The organism is Priestia sp. USM5 (assembly GCF_058323215.1).
This window is the reverse complement of sequence record NZ_JBSGKN010000003.1, coordinates 36,215-50,605: the sequence shown is the minus strand read 5'-3', so window position 1 is coordinate 50,605 and position 14,391 is coordinate 36,215. Positions and strand designations below refer to the sequence as shown.

Sequence of the window (14,391 nt, the reverse complement as noted above, 5' to 3'; positions counted from 1 at the left end):
TACTGGTTATTCATAAAACATTTCCTAGTAAGAATGGATTTCTAACTTTTTATACCAAGTAGATATTTATGAGTTAATTTGCTGTTCGTTTCAGTTAAATCTATTTTATTAGAAAATCGGGCATACAAAAAATAGCTTTATTTCATGGAGAGACATGCAAGATTTTCATGACTCACCTTGAGCTTATTTTTTAAAAGATTATGTTGTATCATAAAATGTAAGTAAAACAATTCGTTGGTTCAAAGTTAACTGTAATCAATGAAATTTAAATATTGTTATACAAGGGGTTTAAAAAATGGATGAACGTGATTGGCTTATTTTAAGTACTTTGCATAAGGAAAAAAGCATCACAAAAGCAGGTCAAAGCTTATTTATAGCTCAACCTACTTTAACAAAACGTCTGAAACAAATTGAAAACGAATTTGAAGTACAAATTGTTAATCGTACAATAAAAGGAGTCCAATTTACTCCAGAAGGAGAGTATCTAGCAAGACGTGCTGAAGAAGTATTAAAAGTTTTTCAAGAAATAAAAGAAGATATAAAGAATTTTGATTATCAGGTAGCTGGTACTTTAAGGTTAGGAGTTTCAAACTTCATTAGTAAATATAAGCTCCCCGCGTTATTAAAATCTTTTAAAGATCAATATCCTCAGGCCAGCTTTGAAGTTAAAACTGGTTACAGCAAAGATATTTTTAACCTGGCCTATAATCAAGACGTACATATTAGTTTTATTCGAGGCAATTATAACTGGCCTGGTCAAAGGCACTTGCTATTCGAAGAGAAACTATGTATTGCATCTAGAAACAAAATTAATCTTGAAGAACTTCCCAGCTTGCCTAGAATTGATTATCGAACTGATTCTCTTTATAAGCAGCTGATTGAGAATTGGTGGACGGAACATTATTCTGATCCTCCAACTATTGCTATGGTGGTTGACCAAGGAGATACTTGTAAAGAAATGGTGATGAATGGATTAGGTTATGCTATTATGCCATCTCTTTTTTTAGAAAATATAAAAGATATTCACAAAATCTACTTAACAGACAAAAATGAAAAACTAATTACTCAAAAGACATCGATGATTTATCACGAGGAATCATTAAAATTAAATATTGTACAGGCATTCGTTAATTTAGTAGAAGGATTAGACATATACGAGCTATAAATCACTATTGAGAATTTTAATTCATACTAATTATAAAAGGACAGGAGAAATCCCCTGTCCTTATCTTACCTATCTATTATTCAAAAGAAAATTATCCAAGTACTTTATTACTTCTTCGCGTTGACCAGATACCTTCTCCGCACGTTTTATGTCTTTGTTTAATTTGTCTAATGACCGTTCCATTGCTTCTTCTTCGAAGTACTGGGGAATTACTACTACCCCATCTGCATCTCCCACAATAATATCTCCAGGGTGAATAGTTTGCCCTCCACAGGAAATAGGAATATTAATTTCACCCATACCTGCTTTTGAACTTGCAGCTATTGTTGTCCCTTTACAAAAAACGGGGTAGTTCAATTGTTTAGTTCCTTCTATATCTCTAATAACGCCATCAACTACAATTCCTTTAATCCCTAAAGTTTGAGCCATCCCAACAATGAAATCGCCTGCAATGGCACGATAGGTATCTCCTTTTGCATCAATGACTAATACATCTCCTGGCTTTGCTTCACGAATCGCTTTTAAGACCACTAAATTATCTCCAACAGGCATTTTTACTGTAAAAGCTCTACCTGCAACTTTATAAGACTCTTTTAATGGCTTAATAGTTGGATCTAAGTTATTAAGTCCTTCCATTGTATCTGATATACAGGTAGTAGGAATTTCTTCAAATTGATTAGTAATAGTATTCATTGTATTTTCCCCTTCAATTCGTTATTTTAGTTGGTATAAAAGCAATAGTCTAATAGCCTATTTATTAATCGTCTCTAACTCTGATTTAAAGTCATGATCTTGAACTTCATTTATTTGTTTTCCTCTTTTTTCAATCCTCATAAATAACACCATAAAAAAGGTTATTAAAAGCAATACACTTAGAAAAATTAACCCTGCTTTTGTACTCCCCGTCATATTTTTCAGTGCGCCTATAGCGTAAGGACCTACAAATCCCCCCAGATTCCCGATTGAATTGATTGCTGCGATGGCTACAGCAGCTGTTGATTGAGTGAGAAATAAAGAGGGTAAAGCCCAAAATGGAGCTTTAAAACTATACATTCCCGTTAATGAAACAGTTATCGAAATTATAGCTAGATATGGATTATGAGTTATACCTGCACTAATCAATCCTATAGACGCAATAAGGAGAGGGATAGCAGAGTGAAGGCGCCTTTCCCCTTTACGATCGGAACGTCTAGACCATATAACCATTCCAATTGTAGCCCCTATGTACGGAATCATTGCAATTAAGCCAATTTGTGTATTGGTCAATATCCCTGAGAAATTTTTAATAATTTGTGGCATCCAATATCCAACGCCTAGGCTTCCTGTTTGATAAACAAAATAAATAAAAGAAAGGAATAATACCTTAGGATTTGCCATTGCCTTTAATGTACTAAGATGTTGTACATCTTTCTTTGATTCCTTATCCTTTTTCAATTCCCTTATTAGCCATTCTTTCTCTTCAATAGAAAGCCACTTTGCTTTTTCTGGGCTTTCTGTTAAGTAAAAAAAAGTCACAATACCGAGGATAAAAGCAGGTATACCTTCTAGAATGAGCATCCATCTCCATCCCTGTAATCCTATCCAGGTGATATTATCCATAATCCATGTGCTCAATGGAGCGCCAATAATATAAGAAACAGGTATTGCTGAAGTAAATAATGCAATCGTTGTTGCCTGCTCTTTAGAACGGAACCAAAACGTTAGATATAAAATAATCCCCGGAAAAAACCCTGCCTCTGCCACACCAAGTAAAAACCTTAAAATATATAAATGTGTTGCACTTTGTACGAATCCAGTCAGGGTAGAAATGATCCCCCATGTAACGAGAATTCGTGCAATCCAAACTCTCGCCCCATAACGTTTCATCATCACATTGCTGGGTACTTCAAAAAGAAAATACCCTATAAAAAAGATACCCGATACGAATCCAAATGCTTGGCTAGTAAGTGCTAGATCTTTATTCATTTCTAAAGATGCATAACCAATGTTTGCTCTGTCTAAATAAGAAATAATGTACAATAAAAAAGTAAATGGAATAATTCGCATAGTAACTTTTCGGATAGTTCTTTTTTCTAAAGAATTATTATTCAATAAGTTCCCTCCCCACCTTAACCAACAGCAAACGCTTTCAATTAGATGTTAGTGTAGAATTTTTAAATCTTTTATATAGAGATTTCTTCTCCTTCCTTTTTTAAAAAAATTATTCGTTAATTAAAGGGTAATACAAATACAATAGTTAGAAAAATAGCTATATTTCATGGCTATCTATTCCTATTTTGAATATAAGTTTTAATCCTTGCTCTGTATTATACGGGAGAATGAATACTTTTTATAAATTAGTTTACTTTTAATTCTTTTCTAACCTTATTTTAATACTTCTTTATATTTTTGGATTATAATGGAATTACTAATAAGATCATCTTTTTTAACTTACTTTTCACCTAAAGTAAGGCTTTGTGTTTATTGATCCGAAACTCAATAAAGTTATCCAATATATTTTATTAATAATCACATTAAATCCTACACAATTGTCAACAACGTTTTAAATTTACCCAATATCAGCGAAAACAAATTCCCCGTTATAAACGGTTAAGTAGTCAACTTGGCAGGATAAATTCCTGCCTTTTTCTTTTCGCGTAGACGATATGAATCTCCCTTTATATTAAATGTAATCGCATGATGAAGAAGCCGATCTAATACAGCTGTTGCCAACACTTCATCTCCAAAGACGTTTCCCCAATCAAGATAGGATTTATTTGATGTTAAAACCATTGCTCCTTTCTCATACCGTTTAGATACAACTTGAAAGAAAACATTTGCTGTGAGTTCGTCAAATGGAAAATATCCTACTTCATCTATAATTAAAATATCTGGCCGGCTCCATCGATTGACAAGCCGATGGAGGGTACCTTTCTCATTTGCCTTTCGGCATTGTTCTACTAAGTCATCTGAGGTTAAGAAGAGAGCTGTATATCCTTTGGTAATGGCCTCTACCGCGAAAGAAATAGCTAAATGCGTTTTCCCTACACCAGGTGGACCAAGTAAAATTCGATTTTCTCCATTCGAGATAAATCGGCACGTAAGTGTCTCTTTTACTTGTTTCTCACTAAGACTTGGTTGAAATGTAAAATCAAAGTCGTGAATCGTTTTGTTATAAGGGAGTTTTGCCTGTTTCATTCGTTTTTCCAATTGTCCCGACTCTTGCTTCTCTATTTCCTGTAAAACGATGGTGTGAAGAAATTCAGAATATGATACATTATCTTTAGATACGTCTTCTAATACACTATCTAGTTGGTTAGCTGTATGGTGCCAACCAAGCTTCCTTAGCCGGTCAATTAAGAGCTCATTCATCATACATGTTCACCTTCTTCTAATGCTGCGTAAGCAGCGAGAGGACGTTTCTCTACTTTAGGGGATGGGTCTTGTGATTGAGAAACATCGGTCGCCAAACCTTCAATGTGTTTCTCTTTCTGACCCATCTCTGTCTTCTGTAAACCTTGATAATGTTCCATCCGGATATGTGTCGTTGCGTTTCCAGTAAGAATAGGATGTTTTGCTATACATTCATGTTCATCGTATATTTCTATATGATGATTTAATGTTTCCTTTACTTTAACGGTCTGTCCAACATAACGATAAGGAACGGAGTATTGTTTTCCCCCGTATGATATAAAACAATCTCGACTAACCTCTCTATGCTCCCAATGGGAAGTAGGAAATAAAGGTTTTTCCCCCCAGGCCTTCAGGAACTTCTGTTCCTGCTCAAACCTCTTAAAGGGTGCTTCATTTGTTGTCTGATTTTCCTTTTTATTAGCCACCTGATTTAACCATTCTTTTATATCCTCGTTTAACGCATTCAGTGTTGGTTCATGTTTTCTTTGAAAAAAGTTATCTTTTAAATACTTTACCGTTCTTTCTACTTTCCCTTTTGTTTGAGGCCTCCTTGGACGGCAGGCCTTTGGCACAATTCCATAGTAAGCCAAGAAATCTTCGAATTTCCGATTAAAACGAACTTCCACTGGGCTGTGCTTGATCACCACTGTTTTCATGTTATCGTAAAGGATTTGGTCTGGTATCCCATTAAAATAAGAGAAAGCATTCATATGGCATTTCATTAAAGTTTCTAGGTTCATATTCGTTGTGAATTCTACATATTTCATCCGGGAATAACCCAAAATCATGATAAATCCATATACATCTTGCAGCACATCATTTACTAAGTACTTCCCGACATACGCCCAGTCCATTTGAGCTTGCTTTCCAGGTGGCGTTTCAAACCGTAAGGTTGCCTGTTTCTTTGGTTGTTGGCGAAGAGGACGAACAAAATCTCTTAAGATTGTGAGCTGACCTTCATAACCCATTGCTTGTATTTCTTCTAATAAGACTACGCAATTAGTGGTACCCTCTTTAAGCCGTCCAAGTATGTACGGTTTGTAAGGGGTTAATTTGCTTTCTTTTTTCTGTTTACTTCCTTTACGCTTAGGTAACTGGTTATCTTTTAGGTATTTACTGACTGTTTTGCGATCGAAACCCGTTGCTTCTGCAATAGCTGTTTTCGTCCAACCTTTTTGAAACAATTCTCTAATCATAAAAAACTCCCCAATCTTCAGCACCGTTTCTCCACTCCATCCATGATGTTGTCTTGAAACGATTATCTGTTATTATTGGGGAATTTGGAATCGCTGTTATTGAGTATTTTACAGTCGCTGATTACACAATATTAAATAGCTGGAATAAAAGAAAGAACAATCCTGGTTAAGTAATCCTCCTAGAGACATAATTTTCTCCCTAAATGAAAAATCCACTATTTTCAGGGAGAAAAACATCAAATATGTGTATTCAATATGCAGGGAAACGATCTTTGATAAAATTAACTTTTGTTTTATCGGTACTGATCACCCGATGCAAATTTCAACGACTTAACAACGTTACACTTTAAACCAAAGTCTCCTTACATAAATAAAAGACACTGTCTCTTAATCAGTGCCTTTTACTCATACTCTTATTTAAACCTAAATAATTTTCACTTTCTCCTTTTAAATAAGAGTGCTACATTAAATTGCCTTATATAGATGTTAATTTAATTCATTCTAGAAAGTTGCAGATTAGAATTTAATATAAAAAAAATTTATTGAATTACATAGAATTTTAATATTTTATCAATTTCTAAAAACGTTATAACCTTAGGATATAAAGTAAGCAATAAAATTTTTATAGAACAATAGAAAGGATGAGGAGAGATGACTACGTATCAGATTGGCGTCCTAAATGGTGATGGGATTGGTCCTGAAATTGTAGGTGCTACAATAGAAATTTTTAAAACAGCAGTAAGGAAGTTTGAGATGGGTGTCGAGTGGATTGAGTTGCCTATGGGATGGGATGGGATAAAAAAATATAATGATCCTTTACCTGATATCACAAAGAAAGCATTAGCTTCTTGCGATGGATGGATTTTGGGGCCTCATGATTCAGCAGCCTACCCCGAAAAATACAAAAGTAAACGAAACCCTAGTGGGGAGCTTCGTCATACTTTAGATCTTTATGCTAACATTCGTCCTTCTAAAACTATGCCCGGTATTAAAAGCTTAGTAGGCGAAGTTGACCTAGTTATTTATCGAGAAAATACTGAAGGATTCTATGCGGATCGAAATATGTATGTGGGAACTGGTGAATGGAAGGTAACACCTGAAGTTGTCCTTTCTACAGGAGTTTTTACTAAAAAAGCAGCAATGAGAATTGCACATGCGGCATTTAAAATGGCGATGAAAAGGAAGAAAAAAGTAACAATTGTACATAAAGCAAATGTCATTACTTTAGGAATGGGCCTCTTCTTAGACACATGTCGTGAAGTAGCACTGCAATATCCAAATGTTACCGTAGATGATTACCATATTGATGCGATGGCAGCTCATCTCGTTCGACGTGCAAAGGACTTTGATGTAATTGTTACAGAAAATATGTTTGGTGACATTCTTTCAGATTTAGCTGGTGAATTAGTGGGAAGCTTAGGTTTATCTCCTTCTATTAATACAAATGATCGTCAAGCAATGGCTCAGGCTGCACATGGATCAGCTCCTGATATTGCAGGAAAAAATAAGGCAAATCCAATTGGTATGATTTTATCTACAGTTATGTTAATGGAATGGCTCTCCCAGTATCACAAGGATGAGAAACTTTATGAATTAGGAAAGCTTGTGGAAACAGCTGTCTTTTCTGTTTTAGAGGATAAGATATGTACTAGAGATTTAGGGGGTAATGCGACAACTTCCGAATTTACAAGAGCTATTATTAACAATATAGAAAAAGCTAGCGTCAGTATAAAGACAAGATAATAATGTTGGTAGATACAAAATCATTAAAGCAGTTTATTAGCAAACAATTTCTCTCATCAGTTTTTTCGAACAAAGAATTTTTATGATTAATATAATAATAAATAGCCTTGCCCCCTTAAGCAAAGGCTATTTATTTAATTAGCTTTCCTTTTATAAAGAAAAAGCTCCCACTGTAATAGATACAAGAATCATTATAACTGATGTTCCAATAGCCCATGGTAAAGTGAATTTTTGAAATTCCCCGAAATCGACTTTAGCCATCCCTACTAATAGGTAGGTTGAGGCAACAAGTGGACTTAATAGATGAACACCAGGTCCCATAAGAGCAGCTCGAGCAATCTCCCCAGAATCCACTCCATAATTACTAGCTGCTTCTGCAATTATTGGTAGAATTCCAAAATAATATGCATCATTAGACATAAAGAAAGTAAAGGGTAAGCTAATGATAGCTGTAATAATAGGGAAATGTGGCCCTAGGGCATCTGGTATTAAAGATACTAAACTTTTAGCCATTGCATCTACCATCTTCGTTCCTGATAAAATACCCGTAAAAATACCGGCCGCAAAAACTAATGACACTACTGCTAAAACATTTCCTGCATGAGCTGTAATACGTTCTTTTTGTAATTCCATATTTGGATAGTTGATCAAGATAGCAAGTGCAAACCCAATCATAAATAGAACTTGTAAAGGCATTACGCCCATAATTAGCCCTACCATTAGAAGAACTGTTAAACTAAAATTCACCCACAATAGTTTTGGTCGTTTATGTTCCATTTGTTCTACAGTGGCTGCTTGTTCCGCATATGCTGTCCCTTCTGCATGCAAATCCGTTAAATTGATAATCCCCAATCGTTTACGTTCTCTGGCGCCAAAAATATAAGCTGTAAATATAACCCATACAGCACCACCTATCATTGCTGGGATTAGTGGAACAAATACGTCTGACATTTCTAAATGTAAAGCACTTACTACCCTCGCCATTGCACCTGCCCATGGTGTAATATTCATTACAGCATTACCTAATACAGCTATACTTGCTAAAATCAAAGGATTCATTCCAAGCCTTTTGTAGAGAGGCAGCATGGCTGAAATTGCGATCATGTACGTAGTTGTTCCATCCCCATCTAGGGATATAATTAAAACTAATACAGCAGTACCAATGGTAATCTTTAAAGGATCTCCTTTTACAATTTTTAGTATTTTACCAACTACAGGATCAAATAAACCCGCATCAATCATAATACCAAAATACAAAATAGCAAACATTAACATTACTCCGGTAGGGGCAAGTTGCTCAATTCCTGTTAAAGCCATTTCCCCTAAATCCTTTGTGAATCCTCCAATTATAGCAAACACAGCTGGTACAACCATTAGAGCAATTAGGGCCGAAAGGCGCTTTGTCATAATTAAAAACATAAATACAACAATCATTACATAGCCTAGCACTGCTAACATTTTAATCCCCCTTATATTTGTATGCGCTTTCAATTATTTCCAATGTTATATATTTGCATTAGAAAAGAAGCATCAATGTCAAATAAAGTATTGATACTCCCTTTTCAACAGAAGCTCTCCTCATCGATGATTTTTTATTTAAAATTGGGCCATAATTAGCCTGCCCTGCATCTATTCGTATGCTTAATGAGTATGCTCAATTAAAACATTTACATCTAACGTGTTTCAGAGTATTGATTTTTAAATGATATTTTCTTCAAGATTAAGTGTTGATAAGTAATTGAATGCAGATTTTGCCTCTTCATAACTACTTAATTCTTGAAGAATTTCGGGTGTTATAAATCCTTCATAATTCAACTCTTTTAAGGTCTGAAATATCTTATTGAAGCCCAGATTACCTTTTCCAGGAGCTTTTCGGTTATGATCAGCTATGTGAATATAGATAAAGTAATCTTTAGCAGCTATGAGGCTTTCTTCAATAGACTGATCTTCGATATACATATGGTATATATCGAGCATAAGCTTAAGGTTTGACATATTTGTTTTTTGAATAAATGTCAGTGTTTCTTGAGTAGTATTTAAATTATTTATGACCTTTCTGTTCTGGGGTTCGAGTGCCACTTTAATTTTATATTTGTCAGCATGTTCACATACTTGTTCAATACCTTCACGCAGCCAAAGCCAGGATTGTTCTGGTTGGTCCTTATGAATATCACCTCTTAATTTCCCAATATTAATTGGACAGTCAAATAAAGAGGCGAATTCTACAACTTCTTTTGCTCTATCTACTGCTGCTTTTCTTTTATTTACAGAGTTCGAGGTAAAAGTAAGTTGATCATCACTCACAATTGGTCCTGTTCCTATAGCAGCAATCTCTAAATTGTACTTATCAACCAATTTAGTAAATAATGAGGTATTAATTTTTCTAGGATTACGAATTAGTGGTTCTATACCTATGTATCCTAGATCCTTAAGGGTCGGAAAAACTTCTTCCATATTACCTTTAAAGCCAAGTAATTTTTTTTCGGTTTCCTCGGTTAAAAACGGATAAGCCAACTTCATTTTCTCTAGCATCTCCTTAACAAATAACTTTAAATATAGGATAACTAAATATTCAGAAATATTTTATCTAAGTATTAATTTAATATATTGGTTGCCGACCTTGTGATAAGGCCGGCACTAAATAAGGTACTTTGTTATTCAGCATTATCGAAAATGGAAGAGAGGTCGATTCCTTGTCGAGTTCCCTCTTCACAAAGACTTTGAATTACTTCGGAAGTCAATGGGATACCATTCTTCAAGCGTTGGATAGCCGTGCGTTCCTCTGGTTCGCCTGGAATTAAGATTTCATCAAATCCTTGTGCTAATGGTACCTCTTTAGTTTTATTAACGAAATTATCCATTCTATCTTCAAATTCTTCTTGTGGCACAAAAAGATCTGGGCGGATTGCTACGAAAAGATGGCCAACATTTTGTGGTTCAGAATGATCAAAGTAAAGGCTCTTTACCTCTCCTGCATAATTTGCACCTGTAAGAACTCCCGCAAGTAAATCCATTAACATGGCAAGAGCAGAACCCTTAGCTCCACCAAATGGTAGACAAACACCTTCAAATGCTTTCTTTGCATCCGTCGTTGGTGCTCCTTCTGAATCAAGTGCTAATCCAGGTGGGATAGGTTCCCCATGAGTAGCAGCAAGACGAATCTTACCACGTGCAATTACAGTCATAGCCATATCTAGCACGTATGGTACTTCCTTTCCACCTGGAACACCAGCTGCAAATGGACTAGCTCCAAGAAAAGTACTTCTTCCTCCCCAAGGTGGAATGGCAGGTGAAGAGTTGGTATAAGCAAGTGAGATATAACCTGCTTCAATTGCTTGCTTTACGTAAAGAGCTGCCATTCCATAATGTGTACTTCGGCGGACACCAACAAGACCAATTCCACTCTGTTTTGCTAGCCTAACTGCTTCATCCATTGCCTTATGCGCAGCAAGGAATCCCATCCCATCGTCTCCATTAACTAAAGAGACTGCAGATGTAATATTTTTGATAGTAATATTCGGTTGTGGATTTACAACTTTACGTCTAATACGCTCTAGGTACATAGGAATACGTGAAATTCCGTGAGAATCCAACCCACGTAAATTTGCTGCTACAAGATCTTCAGCGATTATCTTTGCATCAGCATTGCTTAATCCTTCCCCTTCAAATAGTTTTGTTGCAACATCAATTAAGTCCTTATAATTAATAGTCGCTTTAGCCAAGTTTGCATTCATAATACATTTCCTCCAGTCATGTTCGTTAGCAACTTATTTTCTCTAGACATAAAACCTTTAAAATGATAGGGCTTTCATTGGAGTGTATTTGCCTCCTTATGTTATCTATCAATTTAACTACTTGCTTAAGCTATCTAAATAAATCGTAAACCAGTTCTAGATATAAATAAAATACAAATAAAACATAGCTGTCCATACAAAAAACAAATAACTAAACTTTAGTCCCCTATTTAAGATCCTCATTTTAAAAATAATGAAAGGCCATGCTTCTTCATAAAAAGCATGGCCTTTCATTATTTCAATACCTGTTTAATATAAATTAATGTACGTTCCTTTAAGCCCCTCAAGAAACATGACTCTTTTGCTCATGTCTCTAATGGAATTCTTACTGAGCTTCTTTTTACTAATGTTCCACAGAGAAGAGTAGAAACAAAACTTTTAACTTTCCCCTCAATGTTATTTAATAATGTGTTAATTGTTAAATCAATCATCTCATCTAATGGTTGTTGCCACGTTGTTAAAGAATACCGTCCCCATGAGGCCATAATAGAATCGTGCATTCCTATAATTGATACATCTTTAGGTATTGATAATCCTAAAGTTTTAATGGCATCAATTGCTCCGAATGCCATAATGTTATTAGCACAAAATATAGCGTCTGAAGGGAAATCACAATTCAATACTCGTAAGGCAGCTCTATATCCTCCTTCATATGTATGATCTTCTAAAGTAATAACGGCTTCTTTACCATGTTGTTGAAGTGAGTCGCAGAAACCGTTTTTACAATAATCCTCTATTCCGTCAATCAAATGACCTGAAATATAAGCGTACCGATTATGATTTTGTCTAATTAAGTACTCTCCAATATATTTACCAGCTGAATAGTTATCACAACCTATAAAATGATAAGAACCAGAAAAATCTTTATTGTAACGATTAAAAAGTATAATCGGTATGTTAGATTTTGAAAGGTTTGAGACAGTAGCTGAAGATAATGAAACATCCACTGCAATTACACCATCTACGTTATATTCGAGAAATTGAAAGACATCATCTTGTTGCACCTCATCATTTTCAACATAAGAAAAAAGAACATAATATCCTTTTTCACGCAACCTCTTCGAAAACTTATCTAAGATTTCTGGGTATAGCAAGTTTTGTTTATCTCTAACCACGACACCTATCATTTTTGTTTCATTCATAATTAATCCCCTGGCGAGAGCATTCGGACGATAACCTAACTCTTCAGCTGCTTCCCATACACGATTGCGTGTTTTCTCAGATACAGTTCCCCTAGAACTAAAAACACGTGAGACTGTTGATTGGGAAACTCCGGCTAGCTTAGCAACCTTCATTGAATTCACTTTTGTTTTCTTCAAATCAGTACCTCCTAAAAATAATTTCTTTAAGAAAATTTAAGTTGCAGGTACCTTTTTATTTTAATTTTTCAGAGCAATATACAGAAATACATTTTAATTATGCTTACCGATACACTTTTTGTATTTTTATTTTCTTATCCTTTGTAATATATTTATTCAAAAGAACAGTTCAATAATTTATTCGTGTAAGTAATTCCTAATTGTCAAGGTAAGTATTGCTGGTCTTTACTTAAAAGAAAACAGTCTTTTATGTAGAAAAAAAAAGAGAATACATAAAGGACTGTTTATTAGTATCATTTCTTTATTTATTTGTAGATCTACAATATCTATATAGGAGTGAAAATATGACTTTAAATAAAGCTTTAGCTAAAGTATTAGTAGAAATTAATGATACAGCGAATAAGTTCGATTCAAGTATTGTAATAAGGACAGATAACAAAAATATAGACGCAAAAAGTATGCTTGGTCTAACCTATGCTGTACTTGACTCCCAAACGTTTAAAATAGAAGTTCACGGTCCAGATGAAGACGAGGCAAAGATTGCAATGTCACGAGTATTTTGGAAAAATAATCTCCCCGTTACCGTTATATAATTACTATATACTTGTCTTTTTTATAATAAAAGATAAAAGATGCTTACTCTTACTAAGATATATTGAGTCCAATATAAAGAGGTTATAACGTCACTGCACACCTTTTTCTTAACAGGAGAGTCCCCACCTTGTATTATCTATAAATTCTGAACTGGACTTATTCAAATAGAAAATTTATTCTTTAGTTTGATTTAGACTGGATGAGGGTGGAATTAAAAGAATTTTACCTATACTGTTTCTAGACTCCATTAATTCTTGGGCAATTTTAGCCTCTTTAAGGGGAAATTGATTTCCAATAGTGATTTTTAATTTCCCACTTTCTATATAACCCAGTACTTTTTCAGCAGTATCACGTAAAAGATAAGGTCGATATTTTCTGGTTGTGCCTAAACTAAACCCTAATATCGATCGACAACTAGCATGAAGATCTTTTGTTTGGATATTAGCAGTTTCACCACTAGCATTTCCAAAGTGAACTATTCTGCCGTATCTCGCTAGGCATAATAAACTGTATTCAGTTACTCTTCCCCCAATAGAATCTAATGTTAAATCTACTCCTTCTCCTTCTGTAATCTCTAGAACATCCTGAACAAAATTCCTTTTAGATGTGTTAATTACATAATCTGCTCCAGCTTGACGGGCGGCAGATACTTTTTCTTCCTTACTCACAGTTCCAATAACTTTACCTGCTCCTAAAATTTTAGCCAGTTGGATAGCCGTGGTACCAATTCCCCCAGCTGCTGCATGAACTAAAACTGTTTCACCAAGCATGATTCGTCCTACATCACATAGCAACTTATGAGCTGTAAAAGAAACAATTGGACAAGCGCCTGCGGTTACAAAATCCAATTTTTCTGGAATTAAAAAAGTTAAATCAGTATTAGCAATAACATACTCTGCATAAGATCCCCCTTGAGGAAATGCAATAACACGTTGGTTAACTTTAAAATCCTTTACATCTTCTCCAACTTCAACAATTGTTCCAGTAACATCGAGACCGGGAATAAAAGGAAGGGATTCTTTCTCCTTTTTTCCATATCGCGCCTTAATATCTGCAAAGTTAACGCTAGTTGCCTCAACTTTTATCAGTACCTGATTTAGTCCTGGTTTTGGTTGCTCAACCTGTTGGTATCTAAGTACTTCAGTATCTCCATAATCAGTAACAACAACTGCATACATTTAGTAAAA

At 34.8% G+C, this 14,391-nt stretch carries 12 protein-coding genes; 3 read left to right on the top strand and 9 right to left on the bottom strand.

Annotation, left to right across the window (positions count from 1 at the left end):
- Nucleotides 1-295: 295 nt before the first annotated feature.
- Entirely contained in the window at nt 296-1,165 is an 870-nt protein-coding gene (locus ACWATA_RS25705) for a LysR family transcriptional regulator (protein WP_473050339.1), read from the top strand.
- Nucleotides 1,166-1,234: 69 nt separating this feature from the next.
- Here the strand turns inward: ACWATA_RS25705 and ACWATA_RS25700 are convergent, their stop codons facing one another.
- The 4 genes from ACWATA_RS25700 to istA form a co-directional block, all read right to left on the bottom strand.
- Nucleotides 1,235-1,858 carry an RraA family protein gene (locus ACWATA_RS25700; protein ID WP_473050338.1) on the bottom strand — a complete coding sequence of 208 codons (624 nt, stop codon included), beginning with the start codon at nt 1,856-1,858 and terminating at the stop codon, nt 1,235-1,237.
- A 57-nt stretch (nt 1,859-1,915) separates the two neighbouring features.
- On the bottom strand, nt 1,916-3,256 hold the full coding sequence (locus ACWATA_RS25695; RefSeq protein WP_473050337.1) for an MFS transporter: 1,341 nt from the start codon (nt 3,254-3,256) through the stop codon (nt 1,916-1,918).
- 498 nt (nt 3,257-3,754) lie between these two features.
- Nucleotides 3,755-4,519 carry an IS21-like element helper ATPase IstB gene (istB, locus tag ACWATA_RS25690; RefSeq protein WP_047932902.1) on the bottom strand — a complete coding sequence of 255 codons (765 nt, stop codon included), beginning with the start codon at nt 4,517-4,519 and terminating at the stop codon, nt 3,755-3,757.
- A complete protein-coding gene (gene istA / locus ACWATA_RS25685) occupies nt 4,516-5,778 on the bottom strand; it encodes an IS21 family transposase (RefSeq protein WP_080967575.1) in 1,263 nt (420 codons plus the stop codon). The genes istB and istA overlap by 4 nt, the downstream gene beginning before the upstream one ends.
- 627 nt (nt 5,779-6,405) lie before the next feature.
- Between istA and ACWATA_RS25680 the strand changes: the two genes are divergently transcribed.
- Complete coding sequence (locus tag ACWATA_RS25680) at nt 6,406-7,497, top strand: isocitrate/isopropylmalate dehydrogenase family protein (RefSeq protein WP_473050336.1); 1,092 nt, start codon at nt 6,406-6,408, stop codon at nt 7,495-7,497.
- 150 nt (nt 7,498-7,647) lie between these two features.
- Here the strand turns inward: ACWATA_RS25680 and ACWATA_RS25675 are convergent, their stop codons facing one another.
- The 4 genes from ACWATA_RS25675 to ACWATA_RS25660 form a co-directional block, all read right to left on the bottom strand.
- Nucleotides 7,648-8,955 (bottom strand): CitMHS family transporter, encoded by a 1,308-nt coding sequence (locus tag ACWATA_RS25675; protein WP_473050335.1) that lies wholly within the window; start codon nt 8,953-8,955, stop codon nt 7,648-7,650.
- A 240-nt stretch (nt 8,956-9,195) separates the two neighbouring features.
- On the bottom strand, nt 9,196-10,017 hold the full coding sequence (locus ACWATA_RS25670; RefSeq protein WP_473050334.1) for a sugar phosphate isomerase/epimerase family protein: 822 nt from the start codon (nt 10,015-10,017) through the stop codon (nt 9,196-9,198).
- A 134-nt stretch (nt 10,018-10,151) separates the two neighbouring features.
- Nucleotides 10,152-11,231 (bottom strand): Ldh family oxidoreductase, encoded by a 1,080-nt coding sequence (locus ACWATA_RS25665; RefSeq protein WP_473050333.1) that lies wholly within the window; start codon nt 11,229-11,231, stop codon nt 10,152-10,154.
- A 365-nt stretch (nt 11,232-11,596) separates the two neighbouring features.
- Nucleotides 11,597-12,610, bottom strand: a complete 1,014-nt coding sequence (locus ACWATA_RS25660) for a LacI family DNA-binding transcriptional regulator (protein ID WP_473050331.1) — start codon at nt 12,608-12,610, stop codon at nt 11,597-11,599.
- 344 nt (nt 12,611-12,954) lie between these two features.
- On the opposite strand from ACWATA_RS25660, the gene ACWATA_RS25655 reads away from it, so the two are divergent.
- Nucleotides 12,955-13,203 carry an HPr family phosphocarrier protein gene (locus ACWATA_RS25655; protein ID WP_473050330.1) on the top strand — a complete coding sequence of 83 codons (249 nt, stop codon included), beginning with the start codon at nt 12,955-12,957 and terminating at the stop codon, nt 13,201-13,203.
- Between the two features lie 174 nt (nt 13,204-13,377).
- Here the strand turns inward: ACWATA_RS25655 and ACWATA_RS25650 are convergent, their stop codons facing one another.
- Entirely contained in the window at nt 13,378-14,382 is a 1,005-nt protein-coding gene (locus ACWATA_RS25650) for a quinone oxidoreductase family protein (RefSeq protein WP_473050329.1), read from the bottom strand.
- Nucleotides 14,383-14,391: the final 9 nt, after the last annotated feature.